Source organism: Streptomyces sp. NPDC013317, from assembly GCF_055563155.1.
The window spans coordinates 190,058-207,639 of record NZ_JBVHDX010000001.1; the positions used below are offsets into that span (position 1 = coordinate 190,058).

Genomic DNA, 17,582 nt, shown 5'->3' on the forward strand with positions numbered 1-17,582 from the left:
CCATGACCGCATCCTTCGAGTTCGGGGGAGCCCAGGAGACCCTCCGGCTGAGGATCCCCGCCGCTCTGCGGCAGGAGTTCCCGCCTGAGCCGGGGCCGGAGCCGTCGACACCGGCCCCGCGCAAGAGTGGCCGAGACCGCTATCTCGACCTGCTGCGCGCGCTGGCGCTGATCCGTGTGGTGATCTACCACAACTTCGGCTGGTTCTGGCTGCCCGTCGTCTTCCCGTCGATGGGCGTGATGTTCGCGCTGGCCGGGTCGCTGATGGCTCGTTCCCTCAGCCGCCCCGCCGTGGGAGTCATCCGGGGACGTCTGCGCCGGCTGCTGCCGCCGATGTGGCTGTTCGGCGCGGTCGTCCTCACCCTCGAGATCATCGACGGCTGGGGGCCCGACGCCGAGGGGCATCCCGACTGGTGGTGGGGCAAGCTGCTGTTCTGGCTCGTGCCGGTGAGCACTCCGCCGTACGCCGAATCGCTGAACGGTTTCGACCATCTCGTGGGGCAGGGCTGGGCGGTGCAGGTCGTCGTCCCGCTCTGGTACCTCCGCGCGTATCTCTGGTACGTCCTGCTCTCCCCGTTGATGCTGTGGGCGCTGCGGCGGATGCCGGTGGTGACGCTGTCCGTGCCGCTCGCGGTGACGATCGTGCTGAACACGTTCTTCATCGACCAGGAGTTCCTCTACGGCCGGGTCTGGGAGAACCTCAGCGACTTCGCCATGTTCGGCTCCTGCTGGATCCTCGGCATGGCTCACCAGGAGGGCCTGCTCAAGAAACTCCCGCAGTACGTCGTGCCGTCCGTCGCGCCGCTGATCATGGTGGCCGGCTGGTGGTACCTGCAGACCAGGCCGGTCGATCCGACCGTGCCCACCGACATCGAGAGCTGGCCGATCGCCCAGGCACTGTGGTCCTTCGGCTTCGTCGCGATACTTCTCCACGTCAGCCCCTCCTGGGAACAGTGGCCCCGACCGCTGGAGCGCTGGAACGGCCTGATCAGCCTGCTCAACGCACGCGCGGTCAGCGTCTACCTCTGGCACCAGGTCGCGTTGGTGGCCGCGATCCCGCTGATCGACCCCCTCTGGTCCGTCGGCTTCTTCTACGAGCACTTCCAGTGGCTGCTGATGAGCCAGTGGTTCCCGCTGCTGGTGGCGATCCCCCTGACCGGACTGCTGGTGCTGACCTTCGGCTGGGTCGAGGACGTGGCGGCGAAGCGCTCTCCGCGGCTCTTCCCGTACCCGCGCCGGGTGCGGGGCAGGCGCCGGGCCGGCGCCTGACGGCGGGCTGCGACCGCCCGCGGCCCCTCTATCGTTCTCGTGGAACGGTGGGGACCGAACGGGGGCGTGATGGAGCTGCGGGACATCGAGATATTTCTGGTCCTCGCCGAGGAGCTGCACTTCGGCCGGACCGCCGAGCGGCTCCTGGTCTCCCAGGCGCGGGTGAGCCAGGCCATCAGGAAACAGGAGCGACGCATCGGCGCCGCGCTCTTCGAGCGCACCAGCCGCACCGTGCGGCTGACCGACGTCGGCCGTCAGCTCCGCGACGACCTGCAGCCGGTCTACGCGGGCCTCCACGAGTCCCTGGAACGGGCCCGGCTGGCCGCCCGCGGCGTCACCGGCAGACTTCGCGTCGGCATGCTGCCGTTCAACGTCGTCGACTTCCATCCCTACTGGAAGACGTTCCGCTCGCGGTACCCGCAGTGGGAGCTGGAGGTCTGTCAGGAGGCGTACGTGGATCTGTTCGGGCGGCTCCGCGAAGGCGAGATGGACGTGCTCGTCACCTGGCTGCCCGTGGAGGAGCCGGACCTCACCGTCGGTCCGGTCCTGTGCACGGACCCCCGCGTCCTCGCCGTGTCCGCCGACCACGAGCTCGCGCGGCGGACGACGGTGCGCCTGGAGGTGTTCGCCGACTTCCAGCACGCCGTCGCCCCCGACATGCCGGACTACTGGGAGGACGGCTATCTGCCGTTCTGCACGTCCGAGGGCCGGCCGATCGAGCGCGGGCGGCCCGTGACCAACGCGGAGGAGCTGATCAACCGGGTCGGGATGGGCGAGATAGTCCACGGCTTTCCCAGCCATGTCACCCGCCACTGGGGCATGCCGAACATCCGGTGGATACCCGTCACGGACATGGCGTCCCTGTCCTACGCCCTGGTCTGGCGGACCGAGGCGGAGAACGAGCCGATCGGCGCTCTCGCCGCCGTCGTCCGAGAACTCGGTGTGACGAGGTTCTGACGCGCCGCCGCGTCCGGCCGTCGAGCACGCAGGCGCCCTTCCGAGCCGCTCCCGGGCCGATCGATAACCATCGGGTTATCGATCGGCGGACGAACCGCGCGTTGATCCGAACCCGGCTCCGACGGGAGGCTTGAGGCGCCAGGGCGGGCCGCTCGTCGAGGTCACCGGAACCGGGAGTCGGACAGACGTGAGAGACAGGTTCGACATGACCGTGACGTTCGCGATGCACGACGCGCTGCGAAGGGAGTTGTACTCCCTCGCCGGTGCCGCCGCCCGCGCCGATCGCGATCCGCGGACCGTCCTGCGCACCGTGGGCTGGAAGCTGTTCCGGAGGGCCCTGCACGCCCACCACGCCGCCGAGGACGACGCGCTGTGGCCCGCCCTGCGCCAGGCTCTGCACGGCCGCCCCCTCGCCCTGGCGCGGCTTGAGGTGATCGAGGCCGAACACGCCGTGCTGGCGCGTCTGATCGAGGCGATCGACGAGGCGTCGGCCGGTCCCGACGCCCGTCCGGACCTGATCGGTGAGCTCACCGGCTCGCTTGTCACCGGTCTGCGCGGACATCTCCGCCATGAGGAGCAGGCCGTCTTCCCGCTCGTCCAGGCCATTCTGAGCGAGCAGCAGTGGGAGCACTTCGGGCGCGTCCACGCCCGGCGGATCGGGGCCGACGCGGCGCGGATCCTGCCGTGGCTCCTCGACGGCGCCGCCGAGGGGACCGTGACCGCCGTCCTGGCGCAGCTCCTGCCCGAGTCCGCGCACCGCACCTACGCGGACCGATGGCAGCCCGCCTACGCGGCGCTCGACCGCTGGGGTACCGACACGGCTCCCACCGGCGCACCCTGAGCGCGCCCTGTCGGTCGAAACGCCTCACCACATCATCGTTCGAGACGAGACGTCGCGTGTCGAGAGAGAGGGAACGCCATGAAGGTTCTGCTCACCGGTGCCACCGGCTACATCGGCTCCGCCGTGACCGACCACCTCACCGCTGCCGGCCACCAGGTCGTCGCGCTCACGCGTGGCGCCGGGCCGCGGCCCGGCCGGGCCTGGCACGCGCAGGTGGTCGGCGACACCGCGGACCCCGCCTCGCTGGCCGGCGCGGTGACCCCCGACATCGACGGAGTGATCCACCTCGCTCCCCCGAGCGGTGACGAGGACGTCGACACCGCCGTCGTCGAGGCGCTCGCCGCTCCGCTCCGCGGTACCGGCCGCCCCTTCGTCTACACCAGCGGTGTCTGGGTTCTCGGCGCCACCGGCGACGCCCGGGAAGTCCCCGAGGACACTCCGGTCGACCCGATCGGCATCGTCGGTCACCGCCACCGGATCGAGCGGCGCGTCCTGGCCGAGGCCTTCGACGGCGTGCGCGCGGCCGTCGTCCGGCCCGGCATCGTGTACGGCCGCGGCGGCGGCATCCCCGCCATCCTGGTGGACCGGGCCCGAGGGCAGGGCGTGCCCGAGTACTACGGCGACGAGGGCGTGCGCTGGCCGACCGTCCACGTGGACGACCTGGCCGAGCTGTTCGTGGCCGTCGTCGAGCGGGCCGGGGCCGGCACCCTCTGGCACGGCGTCGGCGAGCCGGCCGTCCCGGTCCGTGACCTCGCCCGGGCCGCCGGCCGCGCGGCAGGAGTGCTGGCCGCCCCGCACGTGGTGCCGGTGGAACAGGCCGCCGAGGTCTTCGGCCCGCGCTTCGCGGAAGCGCTCGCCCTCGACCAGAGCGTGAGCGGCTCCGCCGCCCGTACCGGACTCGGCTGGCGGCCGGAACGCCCCGGCGCGGTGGCCGAGCTGGAGTCGGGCTCCTACCGGCCGGTCGAGGTGTCAGGCGCCCCCGGCGCCACCGGGCAGGCCGCCCCCGTGGCCGACTGACGAACCGTACGGCCCACGGATGCGAGCGGTACGGACCCGAAGCGACAGAAAGTGGACGCCCCATGACGAACCAGCAGATGACCGATGCGGACCTCGCCGGACAGCCCGCCGCCTACTGGACCGGCGTCGCCTACGACGCGCTGATCGCGTTCACCCGGGCCCGCCAGCGCGAGAAGGGCTACACCCAGCCGCAGTTCTGGCTGCTGCGCAACCTGTCGGCGAACGACATCTCGCCCGACGGGGCGGGCATGACGCTGCCCGAACTGCGCCAGGCCATGAGCCGGTACATCCGGTCCGAGGACGACCTGTCGGCTGAGTCGGCGGTCCTCGTCGAGCGCGGCTGGCTGCGGTGGGACGACGAGGAGCGGCTGTGGCTCACCGACGAGGGTGAACGGGCCCGGACCGACCTGGCACGCAACGCCCCCGCCATCCGCGCCGCGCTCCACGAGGGCGTCGACGACGCGGACTACGTGACCACGGTGAAGGTCCTCCAGCGGTTGATCCGCAACGCGGGCGGAACGTGGTGACTACTCCTCGGCGGGGGTGGACTCCTGCGGGGCCCGGCGAAGCGCGCTGAGCGCGAAGGCGGACCAGGCGGCCGCGGCGACGAGTGCGATCGCGGCCATCCCGGCGAGAACGGGAGCCTCCGGGCGCCAGCCGAGGGTGAGTCGGGTGCCCAGGTAGATGAGGCCGGCCGCGATTCGGCCGGGGGCGTGGACCGGGACCTTAGCGGCGGCGGCGCGCAGGACCGTCGCCACCGCGAGGCCCACGGCGCCCCAGGCGGCCAGGTACGCCGTGAGGTCGCCGGGAGCCGCGGCCGGAAGGCCGTACCTCTCGGGTCCGATGCGGAACAACGACGTCACCCAGCCCAGCGCCAGCGCGCCGGCGGTGATGCCGACCACCCACAGCGCGTGGCGCCGGAACGGGCCGGGGCGCACGGTCTCGTCGTCGTTGTCGTAGAAGTCGATCACGTTCCCCAGGACGCGATCGGGTGGTCGGGGGTTGCTCGGTCAGCCCGCCCAGCGTCCTGTCAGATACGTGAGCGCGAACACCGTCGACAGGGGGGCGGCCAGGCAGTAGTACGCGGTCCTGAAGCGCGGGGAACGCAGGGTCCAGGCGGCGAGCGTGACCCACAGCGGCCACCAGAGGAGGGTCGCCCGGGGGATGGACGTGTACCAGTACGACGTGCCGAGGGCCCAGAGGCTGAGGGCGACGTACAGGGCCTCGGGCCAGCGGCGCCGTCGGATCAGCAGGGCCGCCAGGGCCAGGCCGACGAGCATCGCGAGGAGTTCCGCCTGGAACATGATGGCGTAGCCGGTGGTCTGTACGTGGTCGAACGCGGACTCCCACGTCGTGCCCCACGCATCCCAGGGCGCGTGGAACCGGCGGTACCAGCCGCGCTCCTGGGCGTGCTGCCAGGCCATCCAGTCGCCGGTGCGGGCGTGCAGGTACCAGGCGTAGAGGACGGCGGGCAGGGCCGGCAGCGCGAGCCAGGGCAGTCGTCCCCAGTCGGCGCGGGTCCGGACGGTCAGGACGAAGTGCAGCGCGAGCGCGGCGGCGAGGAAGAGACCGCTGACGCGTACGGTCGTGGCCAGGGCGGCCAGCGTCGCGGCGAGCGGCCACGCACGGCGCTGGGCGGCGAGCCACGCCGGAAGGGCGAGGGCGAGGAAGAGCGACTCGCTGTAGCCGGCGGCGAGGAAGACCGCGCACGGCGAGAGCAGCAGGAGCTGGACCGTCCGCCGGCCCGCCCGGGCGTCCGGCAGATACAGCCGCGCGATCCGCGCGAGCGCCAGGACGGCGACACCTCCGGCGACGAACGAGATGAGCAGCCCCGCCGCGGACCAGTGCGGGACGACGGCGTGGACCGCCCGCAGGGCGAGCGGGAAGCCGGGGAAGAACGCCTCACGGTTGTCCCAGTCGGCGTTCCACGGGCCGTCGCCCGCCGGGAAGTAGCCGTCGCGCGCCACGTTCAGGAAGTGGCCCCAGTCCCACCGTTCGAAGGAGGCGAGGGCGGGACCCGGGTCGCGGCCGCCGGCGTCGGCGGGAAAGAGCCACCGGGCGCAGTACGCGGTCGTCCAGACGGCGGCGCGGGTCAGCAGGTAGAGCCAGAGGACGTCCCGGTCCGCCGCGCTGAGCCGCAGGCGGCCGGTGCGCCGTTTGGTGCCTCGGGGGGTGCTTTCCCGGGAGTCGGTGCCTCGGGGGGCGTTTCCCCGGGAGTCGGTGCCTCCTGAATCGGTGCCTCCGGAGCGGTCGGCGTTCGGCGCCGGGGCGGCGCGGGTGAGGGCGAGCGACGTCGTCTCTTCCCGCGACCGTGGGGATATCACAGACATATCGGACTCTCAGGGGTGTGAGAAGGCAGGGGGGATCGCGCGACGGCGGCGCATTGCGGGGGAGGGAGTGAGGACCGCCGACGTGGGGGTCGGCGGCTCGGAGGTCAGGGGCCGGAGGCCGACAGCTCGGGGGCCGGCGGTCCGGAGGCCGGCTGCGAGACCGGCGGCCCGGAGGTCAGGGGGGCGTGGTGGTCGTCCGCCCCGACGGCCAGGTCGCGGAGGCCGACGGCTCGTCGGGGGTGCCCTCGCCGGTGGAGCTGGTCGGAGACATCGAGCCGTTCGACGGCGGCCGGGTCGTCTCCCCGGGATACGGCGGTTCGGCCGGCGGGCTCGGGCTCGGACTCGGGCTGTCGGCCGGGACGACGGGCGTCGGCCCGTCCGACAGGAGAGCCGCCGCGGTCACCCCGCCACCGGCGAAGAGCAGGCACGCGGCACCGGCGGCGACGGCGAGGCGCCGCCGGTGCGCGTGCCGGGCGCGTTCGGTGATGCGCGCGACCGGCACGGCGCGCGCACGGGACTGACCGGAGGCGGCGGCCTGCCGGAACAGCTCGCGAAGGGGGTCCTGGGGTTCCTGGGGCTCAAGCACCGGGGTCCTCCTCAACGTTCCGGGGCTGCAGACGATCGGCGAGGGCGACCCGGCCGCGGACCAGGTGCGTCTTCACGGTGCTGGCGGACTGTCCCGTCTCGCCGGCGATCTGTTCGACGCTCAGGTCGCACAGGTAGTGCAGCGTCACCGTGCGCCGCTGCTGGGCGGGTAGGTCACGCAGCGCCTCGATGAGCACCACGTGCTCGGGGCCGGGGCCCTCGACGGGGGGTGGAGCGCCCGCGCGGTCCCAGGCGTCCGAGGTGCGCCGGCGAAAACGCCAACGGCTCACGGCGAGGCGCCAGGCGACGGTACGGATCCACGCCTCCGGCTGCCCGTCGCGATCGAGCTGGCGCCGTCGGCTCCAGCCCTTGACGAACGCCTCCTGCACGACGTCCTGAGCCTCGTGCAGATCGCCCAGCATCACGTACAGCTGCCCTGTGAGTCGCGCGACCGCCTGCTCGTAGAACGCCTCGAACTCCTCAACGGTCAACACTCACTCCCGGATCTTTCGCTTCACCCGGCATACGCCTGGCACCAGGTGTCCGGTTGACACGGGCCGTGAATCAACAGGGTGACGGTGATCACGGAACCGAGGGGTGCCGACACGCGTCGCCCCGGCAGGGTGTACGAAGGCCGCTCTCCGGCCAGGGACAGCGGCCTGGGGCAACGCCCCTAGGGCGTGTTGCGAAAGTAGCGCCGTCCGCCCGAAGGGCGGGCCCCGCGGCGTCTGGTGCGTGCGATCGCAAGGCGGAGGGTCGTCCTCGTACCGGGTGTACTCGGACGATCCCGACAACGCAGCGAGCGTGCGTGCCAGGCGTCGCGGGCCAGGCGGGACTTTCGCAACACGCCCTAGGGCCCGGTCCAGGCGGTGTCGGTGACGGACCGGCGCCGGACCGCCAGGTGCACGCCCACCAGGAGTGCGAGCGTCACCCCCAGGGCGAGGGTGAGGCGGACCTGGAGGAGCAGCGCGCCCGCGAGGGCGCCGAGGAACATGGCCAGGACGGACAGGGCCCGGCGGGGCGCGGCTCGGCCGGCGGAGGTGGAGTCCGCGGCCAGTCCGGTCAGGGTCTGGGTCAGTACCGTCGTCGTCAGACCCGGCACGGCGACGCGACGTGCGACCGCGGTCTGCAGCCCCATGGCGAGTCCGAGAGCCACGATCAGGGTGTACCGGACCGGCGCGCCCACCTCGTCCCCCGACGCGGCCGCGGTGGCGAGCGCCGCGGCGACCAGCAGCGCCTGTCCGGCGACGCCCGCGCCGAGCAGCCGCCCCCGGTGCGCGGCGAACCGGGTGCCGAGGCGGCCGCCGCCCACCGCGCCGACGAGGAACGACGCCAGCGCCGTGAGCGAGGCGGGCGCGGAGAGGCCCGCGGCACCCGCCACGGCGAAGCCCAGGAGCACCACGTTGCCGGTCATGTTGGCCACGAAGACCTGACCGAGCGCGAGAAAACTCACCGCGTCCACGAGGCCGGCCACCACCGTCAGGGTGAGCATGAGCGGCGGCAGTGGCCCGTGCCGGTCGCCCGACGGCGGAACGAGCGTATGGGCCACGTCGGCCAGCAGCTTGCGCATCCTCGGAGGTCCTTCCGGGACGGGGGGCGATGCGGACACCGCGCGCGGTCGGTCCCCGGACATGATCCACCGCCCGGCGCCCACACCCGGTACCTCACCCCACCCGTCGCGCCACGTCCTCGGGGGGCGGGCTCACGAATCCTCGACCCCCCGTCGCGCCACGTCCTCGGGGGGCGGGCTCACGAATCCTCGACCACGCTCTCGCCGGAGGGCAGGGCCGCCCTTCTTCTGCGGTGGACGACGACCCCGCACACCGCGAGGAGGAGGGCGGCCACGGCGGAGACTCCGAGGGCCGTGTGCTCGGCGAAGAGTCTGCCCGTGACCTTCAGCACGCCGATCCCCGCGGTCGCGTAGATCAGCGCCCAGGCCGCTCCGCCCACGAACAGCGCGGGGAGGTAGCGGGGCAACGGCATGCGCATGCTGCCCGCGAGGAAGTTGACGGCGGTCTGGAAACCGACGGTCAGGAAGGAGACGGCCACCACGGGCGCGCCCCACCGCTGGATCGCCCGCTCTGCGCGCTGGAACCTCGCCGAGGCGATCCGGTCGGCGAACCTGCTGCGCCGGGCACCGGCGCCGGCGAGCCACCCGACGGCGAAGGTCCCTCCGGCGCGGAGCAGGACGATGGCGTAGAGGGCTCCGGCCGTGAGCGCGATCTCATCCACGACGCCTCGTCACGGGCACGGGGCCGGAACCCGCGTCGGCGGGCGCACGACGTGCGCAAGCCCGGTGGTCACTGTGTCTCACCTGCGCCCTGCTCCTGCCCGTTCCGTCCTGTGGGTCCCCGCCTGCGGCGCCGGAAGGACTCACATCCGCGCGTCAGGCAAGGTCAGCCTAACCGAACGTGCATACGGCGGACATAGGGCAACCGTGCCACCGGAGCTCAGCCGTCGCTGTCCGCGCCGCCGTGGCGCAGGTCGAGGTTCCAGTTCTGGCCGACGAGGTCGTGTCCGTAGCTGTGGTGGCGTTCCTCGTCGGCGAGGGTGAAGCCGAAGCTCTGGTAGATCTTGCGCGCCGCCGTCAGCACGTCGTTGGTCCACAGGGTCACCTGCTCGTAGCCGGCCGCGCGTGCGAAGGCCAGGCACGTCTCGACCAGGCGCGTCCCGAGGCGGAGGCCCCTGCCCTCCGGGGTGACGAGCAGGATCCGCAGCTTGGCCACCTGCGGTCGGTCGCCCGCGACGAGGAAGACGCAGCCCACACGCCGACCGTCGACCTCGGCGATCCAGCCCGCCTCTCGCGCCGGGTCGTGCGTGGCGCCGTAGTCGGCGACGATCCGGGCCACCAGGACCTCGAAGTCGGTGTTCCAGCCGAACTGCCGGTGGTACGCCTCGCCATGGGCCATCACCACCCATCCCAGGTCGCCGGGCCGGTCGGCGCGACGTACGACGACGTGACCCTGATCCCGCTGCGTCATGAGCAAAGGATGGCCCGCCGCGGACGCGCCCGGTGCGCGCCCGCGCCGACGCGGCGGCGCTCCGGTCCGAAGAAAATGCGTGGACCGCGCACGCGCCGACACGGAAGACTGACGTTTTGTCACCTGTCGGTCCGAGAGCACAGGGTTCGAGATGGGATCACCTGAAACGTCCGAAGGGTTACCGAGCAAGGGCTCGGTGCTCCTCGCGCTCCGCTACTACGGAAGGGAGCTGGCGCGGCTCCGCTGGATGACCGTGCCGGCGCTGCTGCTGCCGGCGCTCGGCAACATCGGCATCTTCTACATCGCGCCCCTCGTCGTCGCCAAACTCGTCGGCCGCATCGCAGGGGACGGCGAGGCCGCCACCGGAATCGGCCCGATGCTGCCGTACGTCCTCGGCTTCGCCGGGGTCCTGCTGCTCGCGGAGACCCTCTGGCGCATCGGCCTGCACTGTCTGAACCGCCTCGACGCCCGCGGCATCGAGAACCTGTACGTGATCGGCATGGACGAGCTGTACGCCAAGGACGCCGCGTTCTTCCACGACAACTTCGCCGGATCGCTGACCAAGCGCGTCCTCAGCTTCGCCTCCCGCTTCGAGGAGTTCGTCGACACGCTGACGTTCTCCGTCATGGGCAGCTTCGTACCCCTGGTGTTCGCGTCCGTCGTGCTCTGGCAGTACGACCCGCTGCTCGTGGTCGGCCTCCTCACGCTGATCACGGTCACGGCGGTCTGCGTGACCCCGCTCATCCGTCGGCGCCAGGCGCTGGTCGCCCGGCGCGAACAGGCGATCGCCCGCGTCTCCGGCCATGTCGCCGACAGCCTGATGAACATGGACACCGTCCGGTCCTTCGCCGCCGAGGAACGCGAGGCGGCCGAGCACCGCTCCCGCGTCGCCGAGTCGCGACGCCTGACGCTGCGCTCGTGGGACTACGGCAATCTGCGCATCGACACACTCGTCGCGCCGATGTCCGTGCTCACCAACGTGCTGGGGCTGCTGCTCGCGCTCGGGCTCGGCGCGGGACAGCACGGCGTGGAGGCCGTCATCGTCGCCTTCACGTACTACGCCAACGCCACGCGGATCATGTTCGAGTTCAACCAGATCTACCGCAGGCTGGAGAGCTCCATGACGGAGGCCGCCCAGTTCACCGAACTGCTCCTCCGGTCGCCGACCGTTCGCGACCCCGCCTGCCCGGAGCCCCTCGGGCCGCGCGGCGCCGACGTGAGCTTCGAGAAGGTGACCTTCGCCCACGCGGGGGCCGAGCCGCTGTTCGAGGACCTCGACCTGGCCGTACCCGGCGGGGCGAAGATCGGCTTCGTCGGGCGGTCCGGCGGGGGCAAGACCACGCTCACCCGGCTGCTGCTGCGGATGTCGGACATCGACGGCGGCCGGATCTTGATCGGAGGACAGGACATCAGCCGGCTGCGCCAGGCCGAGCTGCGCAGCCAGATCGCGTACGTACCGCAGGACCCGGCCATGTTCCACCGCACGCTTCGGGAGAACATCGCCTTCGCCCGGCCGGGCGCCACCGACGCCGAGATCCGCCGCGCCGCGGAGGCGGCGCACGTCACGGAGTTCGCGGACGCGCTCCCCGACGGCTTCGACACCATGGTGGGCGAGCGCGGCGTGAAGCTGTCGGGCGGACAGCGTCAGCGGGTCGCCCTCGCCCGGGCGATCCTGCGCGACGCGCCGATCCTGCTGCTCGACGAGGCCACCAGCGCCCTGGACTCCGAGAGCGAGATCCTGGTCCAGGACGCGCTGTGGAAGCTCATGGCGGGACGCACGGCGCTCGTGGTGGCGCACCGGCTCAGCACGGTCGCCGGCATGGACCGGCTCGTGGTCCTCGACCGCGGCCGGATCGTCGAACAGGGCACGCACCAGGAGCTGCTCACGTTCGGCGGCGCCTACGCGAAGCTCTGGCGGCACCAGTCGGGCGGCTTCCTCGACGACACCCCCGCCCAGGCCGAACCGCGCTGACACCGTCGCACCGAGCCCGGGCCGCGTCCGTGATTCCCGTACTCTGTGCCGATCTTGGCAGGATCGGGACGGACGCGGCCCGAGTGACACGAGAGGGGCGGAGGCCATGCATCACCACCGCGACACGGACGGCGCGCTGGACGTGCTCGTCTCCCTGGCCGACCCGGACGAGGCGGGGCGGATACGGGAGCGGATCGGGACGTCGGAGCGGCCGGACACGCGGGACAGGCAGCGCTGGCTCACGACGAGGCAGATCGCCTCCACCGAACCGCGCGCCTCCACCTGGCTGTGGATGCTGGAGGAGGACGACCCCGAGACCAACGAGATCGTGGTCCTCCTCGACGGCGGCCTGAACGGCGCACTGGAGCTGGCCGTGCTCGAGGGAGAGCCCTTCGGCCCCGACGAGCACCGCCGGGTACCCGTGACGGACGCGGTGGCCGACCGGCCCCGACCGGAGGCGGTGAAGCGGCTTCCCTCCCACGAACTGGTCCCCGCCCTCCGTGCGGTGACGACCATGCGCCAGGGCCGGCGGACCGCGAACGCCGTGGCCCGCAGGGACTGGGCGCGGGTCGTCGAGGCGGACACCACGGACCCCTTGCCGGGGTACGCGCGGTGGGCGCTCGCCCTGCGGCCCGACTGCCCCACGGCCCTGCGGGAGCGGTTCTCCGACCACCCGAGCTACGCCCACCGGATGCGGACGGCCGGCATCGTCGAGAGCCCGGCCGCCTACGTCAGGGAGTGGCGCTCCGCCGGCACGGTCCTGGCCACTCTGGACACCGGCCGATGGGCCTTCCCCACCCGGGTGCGCGAGGCCGAGGACGTGCTGCGGCCCCTGGTGCGCGGCTCGTTGGGGGCGAACGTCGAGGCATGGGCCGTACTGGCGCAGTTGCTGCCGACCTTCACGGGGACCGTTCCGGAGCTGATCGTGACGGCGGGCGCGATCGCCTGAGACGCCGCGCGCGAGGTGCCGCTCGCGAGGTGCCGCGATGGAAGTGCCCGCGGGAGGCGCCGTGCGGGAGGCGCCGGGTCGCGGAAGGGGCGGGGCGGCTGGAGTCGAACCAGCGTGTCCCGGTTCTGGAGACCGGTGCGTCTGCCTCTGCGCTACGGCCCCGCCTTGCCGCCGATCCTAGAGCACGGGCCGAGCCGAAACGCCTTCGCCCGTTGTCGGTGCCACCTGATAGCAATGGGTGAGCACCGGGGGAGTCACGGGGGAGACATGGTGTACGGGGAGCGCGCAGGACGGCCGCGCCATGTGGTCGATCTGACGGACCGGCGCGCACTGGAGCGGTGGCGGCCCGCCGACGAGACGATGATCGCGGAGGCGCGGCGGCTGAAGGAGGCCGCGCTGCTGGACTTCGGGCTCTCCGGCTCGGCGGTGGCCTCCTGGCTGTACGCCAAGTGCCGCCACCAGATACCGACCACGGCGGTGGACACGGCCGCTGTGGTGGCGAGCGGTGACGGCACCTGCCTGCTCGTCTACAACCCCGAGTTCTTCGTCTCCCTCGGGCTCGAAGGGGTGAGGTTCGTCCTCTTCCACGAGGCACGGCACCTCATCCACCGCCATCTGTTCGTCGAACCGGAGCTGCGGAGCGATCCCGTCTTCACCCTGGCCGCAGAGGTCTCCATCAACCACGTGGCGATGGTGCGTCTCGGTGCGCGCGAACTGCCCTCGTGCGACGGCAGACCGGTGGGCGTGGACCCGTGGGAGATCCACACCGCCTACCGCGAGGACCTGCGCGCCCACGGCCTGGAGCCCCTGGAATACCGGGAGTTCATCGCCACGGACATGTCGGTGTACGGCGAGCTGAAACGGATGGCGCACCCGCCCGTACCGGCCCCGGCGCTCTGCCCCCGGCTCTCCCACGACGGGATACCCGCCGACCAGGAGACCGTCGACACGATCGCCTCCTCGGTGCTGCTCAACTCCCTGCTCGCGGCACGCCGGGGCCACACGGTGGCCGAGGCGGAGATCGGCGAGCTGCTGGACCGTACGGACGGGGCCTCGGACCGGGTGACCCGGATGTGGGGCCGGCTCGGCGCGGGGCTGCTGCGCGGGCAGACGCCCCGCACGGCGCGGGTGGACTGGTGGCAGCGCTGGCTGGTGGACGTGGTCGCGTCGAAGCTGCGCGACGGCGAGCGGCTGGTGTACCCGAAGAAGCGGGGCGCGCTGCTCGCCGCGCTCGGCCTCGACCCGATGCTGTCGCGGCGCGGCCCTGTGCGGGACAAGGTTCTGGTCATCGCGTACGACACCTCGGGGTCGATGCCCGACCACGTCGTCGGCTGGCTGACCGAACTCGTCGGCGGGATCGACGGGGTGGAGGCGCACTGGCTCTCCTTCGACGCGGTGGTGATGCCGTTCCGCCCCGGCGAGAGGGTGTACGGAGGCGGGGGCACGAGCTTCCAGGCCGTCGCGGACTACGTGGAGGGGCGCACGCTCGTCGACGGCCGGCCCTTCGAGGAGAACCCGGACGCCGTCGTGATGCTCACCGACGGATACGCGCCCCCGATCACTCCGGCCGAACCCGACAAGTGGATCTGGCTCATCACCGAGGGCGGCGACGACTGGCCCGACTCCCACACACCCGCGATGGCCTGCCATCGCGTCACGACAGGAACGACATGACCGCGCTCCGTACCGTCCCATGGCGGCCCAACGCCACCTACCCGCAGCCGCCCGAGGGCTGGACGGGCGTCTCGCGCCTCGAGGCCTTCATCGACGCGATGATCGACATGGGACAGACCGGCCAGGTCTTCGGCGAGCACGGCATCGGCAAGACGGCGACCTTCTTCTCGCACGTCGCCGAGGCCTACCCGGACGCCGAGCTGGTCTTCGTCCCGGCCGCCAACCTCACCCCCGACGACCTCCTCGCCAACGCTCCCGTACGGGACGAGGAGACCGGGCGGCTGGTGCTGCGGCAGCTGGTGATGAGCCAGTTGAAGCCGGGAAAGCCGTTCGTCCTGCTCATCGACGACTCCCTGCAGGCGGGGGAGTCGATCCAGTCGCAGCTCATGCAGATCGCCTGCAACTGGACGCTCGGAGGCTACGACCTCCGTGCCCTCGGCTGCGTCGGCGTCTTCCTCACCGACAACGAGTCGCTCGCCGAGACCGCCGCCCGCCGCAGCGACCTGGCCATCCTGGACCGGATGGTCACCATCCGGATCACCGCCGACGACACGGCCTGGCGGATGAAGCTGGCGGCGAAGTACCGCAACCGGGACCTCAGTGGGGTGTTCGGCGTGTGGACGTCTCTGAGCCCCGCTCTGCGCGAGCTGCTCTCGCCGCGCACCCTGGAGCACATCCTCGCCAACGCCCAGGAGGGCTTTCCGCTGAGCTGGGGGCTGCCCCTCGTCAACGGCGAGCGGCTGAGGCTCGCCGAACCGCGCCCCGACGGCAGCCCGGGCCCCAACCGGACCCGGGAGATCCTCGACCGGATCGCCCAGGCGCTGGACGTGCCGAACCCGGCGCGGATCGCCGACCCGGTACGCAGCGTGGTGCGGGCGGCCCTGCGCAACCGGTGGACCGTCCTGCTCCAGGGCCCGCCCGGCTGCGGCAAGACCGAACTCGTACGGCAGACGGTCCGGGAGGGACTGGGCGGGCGGGAGCCGCTGTACTTCTCGCTGCCCGTCACGAACGTCGAGGACCTCTGCGCGCCGATCCCCACCTCCGACGGCTCGCTGGACAACCTGCTGGCCGCCGCGTTCACCGGCACGGAGCCGAAGGCGATCGTCTGGGACGAGTACAACCGGCCCAAGGACAAGGCCGCCTTCGCCAAGCTGATGGAGATCACGCAGGAGTGGTCCCTGGCCGGCGTGCGGATCGAGGGGCTGCGGGCGCAGGTCGCGGTGCAGAACCCGCCGTACCACCTGGGCCGCAAGCTGTTGGTGGCGCGGAACAACATCGCCCAGGCGACGCGGTTCACGGCCTCGCTGATCGTGCAGCCCGGGGACATCCCGGCCAACGAGTGGCTGATCGACACGTACGGCCCGGTCGCCGAGACGGTGCTCGAATGGTGGAAGCACGACATCGACGACGACGGCCGCGCCTGGATCACCAAGCGGACCATCGAGCGGCTCATCAGACTCCATCAGCGCGGGCTGCCCCTGGAGATGGGCACCGTCTACCTCGGGGACGGTGAGTACGCCCCGGTGTCGCTGAGCGGTCTCGTCATGCGCCTGGACAACCGGCCGGTGACCGGGCTGCGGGAGATGGCCCGCCACCTGGAGGCGTGGGAGACGCGCCTGCGGCGCGCGGCGGACGAGTCCTCGGAGGGCGGTGACGACAGCGACCTGGTGCACCAGGTCATCGCCAACGCCGAGCTGTCGCAGCTGAAGAAGCACCGCAAGGCCGTGACCCGGCTGGTCGCGCTGCTGCCTCCGAAGCTGCGGTCGACCTATCTGGTCGGTGCCTCGGAGGAGCATCAGCGCTTCTGGATCGAGGTGTTCGCGGCGATGCCGCGGTGACGCTCAGGGGCTGAGGCCGTCGGCGGAGCCGGGCCTGCGGTCGCGTCGACGCCGTGTCGCTCCGCCGTCGCCGTCGCCGTCGCCGCGGTGACGCGGCGTCGCGCCGTGTCACGTCCGACACCGCGCAGGGGCCGCCTCCGGGTGACCGGTCGTTTCGCCGATGCCTTCGTCCGCCGCTGCCCCGACAGTGGCCGAGCCGGTCGATACCGGTGCGCCGGCCGATCCCCGGGCCGACGCCGAACGCCCCACGACATGACGCAACACGACACGAGAGGACGACTCCGTCGTGAAACGACACCTCGCCGCCGCCGCAGCCCTGTCATCCCTGGCCTTCCTGGCCGCCCCCGCCGCCGACGCCGCGGACAACCCCTACCAGCGCGGACCGGCGCCGACCGTGGCCTCCATCGAGGCGGCGCGCGGCTCCTACGCGGTCTCCCAGACCAGCGTCTCCTCCCTGTCCGCCACCGGGTTCGGCGGCGGCACCATCTACTACCCGACGACGACGAGCGACGGCACGTTCGGCGCCGTCGTGATCTCGCCGGGCTTCACCGCGTACGAGTCCTCCATCGCCTGGCTGGGACCGCGGCTGGCCTCGCAGGGCTTCGTCGTCTTCACCATCGACACCCTCACCACGCTCGACCAGCCGGACAGCCGGGGCCGCCAACTGCTGGCCGCCCTGGACCACCTGACCCAGCGCAGCTCGGTCCGCTCCCGCGTCGACGCCTCACGCCTGGGCGTCATGGGCCACTCGATGGGCGGCGGCGGCACCCTGGAGGCGGCCAAGAGCCGGCCCTCCCTGAAGGCCGCCATCCCGCTCACCGGATGGAACACGGACAAGTCCTGGCCCGAGATCAGCACGCCGACCCTGGTCGTGGGCGCCGACGGTGACACCGTCGCCCCGGTCGCCACCCACTCGGAGCCGTTCTACGAGAGCCTGCCCGCGTCTCTGGACAAGGCGTACCTGGAACTCAACGGCGCGACCCACTTCACCCCGAACAGCTCGAACACGACGATCGCGAAGTACAGCATCTCCTGGCTCAAGCGGTTCATCGACGACGACACCCGCTACGACCAGTTCCTCTGCCCGCTGCCACGGCCGAGCCTGACGATCGAGGAGTACCGGGGCACCTGCCCGCTCGGTTCCTGACGGCCGGTCCGCCGTCCCCGTCG

General features: G+C 72.1%; 17 protein-coding genes and 1 tRNA gene. 10 read left to right on the forward strand and 8 right to left on the reverse strand.

What is annotated here, in order from left to right:
• The first annotated feature begins 2 nt into the window (after window positions 1-2).
• The 5 genes from ACZ3IJ_RS00790 to ACZ3IJ_RS00810 all read left to right on the forward strand — a co-directional run bounded on the left by ACZ3IJ_RS00790 (window position 3) and on the right by ACZ3IJ_RS00810 (window position 4,610).
• On the forward strand, window positions 3-1,268 hold the full coding sequence (locus tag ACZ3IJ_RS00790; protein WP_467465465.1) for an acyltransferase family protein: 1,266 nt from the start codon (window positions 3-5) through the stop codon (window positions 1,266-1,268).
• Window positions 1,269-1,307: 39 nt separating this feature from the next.
• On the forward strand, window positions 1,308-2,225 hold the full coding sequence (locus ACZ3IJ_RS00795; RefSeq protein WP_467465466.1) for a LysR family transcriptional regulator: 918 nt from the start codon (window positions 1,308-1,310) through the stop codon (window positions 2,223-2,225).
• A 187-nt stretch (window positions 2,226-2,412) separates the two neighbouring features.
• Complete coding sequence (locus ACZ3IJ_RS00800; protein WP_467465467.1) at window positions 2,413-3,066, forward strand: hemerythrin domain-containing protein; 654 nt, start codon at window positions 2,413-2,415, stop codon at window positions 3,064-3,066.
• A gap of 78 nt (window positions 3,067-3,144) precedes the next feature.
• Entirely contained in the window at window positions 3,145-4,083 is a 939-nt protein-coding gene (locus ACZ3IJ_RS00805) for an NAD-dependent epimerase/dehydratase family protein (RefSeq protein WP_467465468.1), read from the forward strand.
• Between the two features lie 62 nt (window positions 4,084-4,145).
• On the forward strand, window positions 4,146-4,610 hold the full coding sequence (locus ACZ3IJ_RS00810) for a MarR family transcriptional regulator (RefSeq protein ID WP_467465469.1): 465 nt from the start codon (window positions 4,146-4,148) through the stop codon (window positions 4,608-4,610).
• Here ACZ3IJ_RS00810 and ACZ3IJ_RS00815 read toward each other — a convergent pair whose 3' ends face one another.
• The 7 genes from ACZ3IJ_RS00815 to ACZ3IJ_RS00845 form a co-directional block, all read right to left on the reverse strand.
• On the reverse strand, window positions 4,611-5,054 hold the full coding sequence (locus ACZ3IJ_RS00815) for a hypothetical protein (RefSeq protein ID WP_467465470.1): 444 nt from the start codon (window positions 5,052-5,054) through the stop codon (window positions 4,611-4,613).
• Window positions 5,055-5,093: 39 nt separating this feature from the next.
• Entirely contained in the window at window positions 5,094-6,413 is a 1,320-nt protein-coding gene (locus ACZ3IJ_RS00820) for a mannosyltransferase family protein (protein WP_467465471.1), read from the reverse strand.
• A 175-nt stretch (window positions 6,414-6,588) separates the two neighbouring features.
• Window positions 6,589-6,999 (reverse strand): hypothetical protein, encoded by a 411-nt coding sequence (locus ACZ3IJ_RS00825; protein ID WP_467465473.1) that lies wholly within the window; start codon window positions 6,997-6,999, stop codon window positions 6,589-6,591.
• Entirely contained in the window at window positions 6,992-7,489 is a 498-nt protein-coding gene (locus ACZ3IJ_RS00830) for a SigE family RNA polymerase sigma factor (RefSeq protein ID WP_467465474.1), read from the reverse strand. The genes ACZ3IJ_RS00825 and ACZ3IJ_RS00830 overlap by 8 nt, the downstream gene beginning before the upstream one ends.
• 359 nt (window positions 7,490-7,848) lie before the next feature.
• Entirely contained in the window at window positions 7,849-8,568 is a 720-nt protein-coding gene (locus ACZ3IJ_RS00835; RefSeq protein WP_467465475.1) for a YoaK family protein, read from the reverse strand.
• A gap of 179 nt (window positions 8,569-8,747) precedes the next feature.
• Window positions 8,748-9,230, reverse strand: a complete 483-nt coding sequence (locus ACZ3IJ_RS00840; protein WP_467465476.1) for a DedA family protein — start codon at window positions 9,228-9,230, stop codon at window positions 8,748-8,750.
• A gap of 218 nt (window positions 9,231-9,448) precedes the next feature.
• Window positions 9,449-9,979: a GNAT family N-acetyltransferase gene (locus ACZ3IJ_RS00845; RefSeq protein ID WP_467465478.1), complete on the reverse strand. Its 531-nt coding sequence runs from the start codon at window positions 9,977-9,979 to the stop codon at window positions 9,449-9,451.
• Between the two features lie 151 nt (window positions 9,980-10,130).
• Between ACZ3IJ_RS00845 and ACZ3IJ_RS00850 the strand changes: the two genes are divergently transcribed.
• Window positions 10,131-11,951, forward strand: a complete 1,821-nt coding sequence (locus ACZ3IJ_RS00850; RefSeq protein ID WP_467465479.1) for an ABC transporter ATP-binding protein — start codon at window positions 10,131-10,133, stop codon at window positions 11,949-11,951.
• A gap of 106 nt (window positions 11,952-12,057) precedes the next feature.
• A complete protein-coding gene (locus ACZ3IJ_RS00855) occupies window positions 12,058-12,900 on the forward strand; it encodes a hypothetical protein (RefSeq protein WP_467465481.1) in 843 nt (280 codons plus the stop codon).
• 88 nt (window positions 12,901-12,988) lie between these two features.
• Here ACZ3IJ_RS00855 and ACZ3IJ_RS00860 read toward each other — a convergent pair.
• Window positions 12,989-13,064, reverse strand: a tRNA-Trp gene (locus tag ACZ3IJ_RS00860).
• 103 nt (window positions 13,065-13,167) lie between these two features.
• On the opposite strand from ACZ3IJ_RS00860, the gene ACZ3IJ_RS00865 reads away from it, so the two are divergent.
• The 3 genes from ACZ3IJ_RS00865 (at window position 13,168) to bdeA (ending at window position 17,559) form a co-directional block, all read left to right on the forward strand.
• On the forward strand, window positions 13,168-14,574 hold the full coding sequence (locus ACZ3IJ_RS00865) for a vWA domain-containing protein (RefSeq protein WP_467465482.1): 1,407 nt from the start codon (window positions 13,168-13,170) through the stop codon (window positions 14,572-14,574).
• Window positions 14,571-16,412: an AAA family ATPase gene (locus ACZ3IJ_RS00870; RefSeq protein ID WP_467465483.1), complete on the forward strand. Its 1,842-nt coding sequence runs from the start codon at window positions 14,571-14,573 to the stop codon at window positions 16,410-16,412. Before ACZ3IJ_RS00865 ends, ACZ3IJ_RS00870 begins: the two co-directional genes overlap by 4 nt.
• 286 nt (window positions 16,413-16,698) lie before the next feature.
• Window positions 16,699-17,559: a bis(hydroxyethyl) terephthalate hydrolase gene (gene bdeA, locus ACZ3IJ_RS00875; RefSeq protein ID WP_391796603.1), complete on the forward strand. Its 861-nt coding sequence runs from the start codon at window positions 16,699-16,701 to the stop codon at window positions 17,557-17,559.
• Window positions 17,560-17,582: the final 23 nt, after the last annotated feature.

What these genes read in the sequence shown, in the direction of transcription:
- ACZ3IJ_RS00790 (WP_467465465.1), top strand. Translation starts at nt 3, where the DNA reads ATGACCGCATCCTTCGAGTTCGGGGGAGCCCAGGAGACCCTCCGGCTG.
- ACZ3IJ_RS00805 (WP_467465468.1), top strand. Translation starts at nt 3,145, where the DNA reads ATGAAGGTTCTGCTCACCGGTGCCACCGGCTACATCGGCTCCGCCGTG.
- ACZ3IJ_RS00810 (WP_467465469.1), top strand. Translation starts at nt 4,146, where the DNA reads ATGACGAACCAGCAGATGACCGATGCGGACCTCGCCGGACAGCCCGCC.
- ACZ3IJ_RS00820 (WP_467465471.1), bottom strand. Translation starts at nt 6,413, where the DNA reads ATGTCTGTGATATCCCCACGGTCGCGGGAAGAGACGACGTCGCTCGCC.
- ACZ3IJ_RS00835 (WP_467465475.1), bottom strand. Translation starts at nt 8,568, where the DNA reads ATGCGCAAGCTGCTGGCCGACGTGGCCCATACGCTCGTTCCGCCGTCG.
- ACZ3IJ_RS00845 (WP_467465478.1), bottom strand. Translation starts at nt 9,979, where the DNA reads ATGACGCAGCGGGATCAGGGTCACGTCGTCGTACGTCGCGCCGACCGG.
- ACZ3IJ_RS00850 (WP_467465479.1), top strand. Translation starts at nt 10,131, where the DNA reads ATGGGATCACCTGAAACGTCCGAAGGGTTACCGAGCAAGGGCTCGGTG.
- ACZ3IJ_RS00855 (WP_467465481.1), top strand. Translation starts at nt 12,058, where the DNA reads ATGCATCACCACCGCGACACGGACGGCGCGCTGGACGTGCTCGTCTCC.
- ACZ3IJ_RS00865 (WP_467465482.1), top strand. Translation starts at nt 13,168, where the DNA reads ATGGTGTACGGGGAGCGCGCAGGACGGCCGCGCCATGTGGTCGATCTG.
- ACZ3IJ_RS00870 (WP_467465483.1), top strand. Translation starts at nt 14,571, where the DNA reads ATGACCGCGCTCCGTACCGTCCCATGGCGGCCCAACGCCACCTACCCG.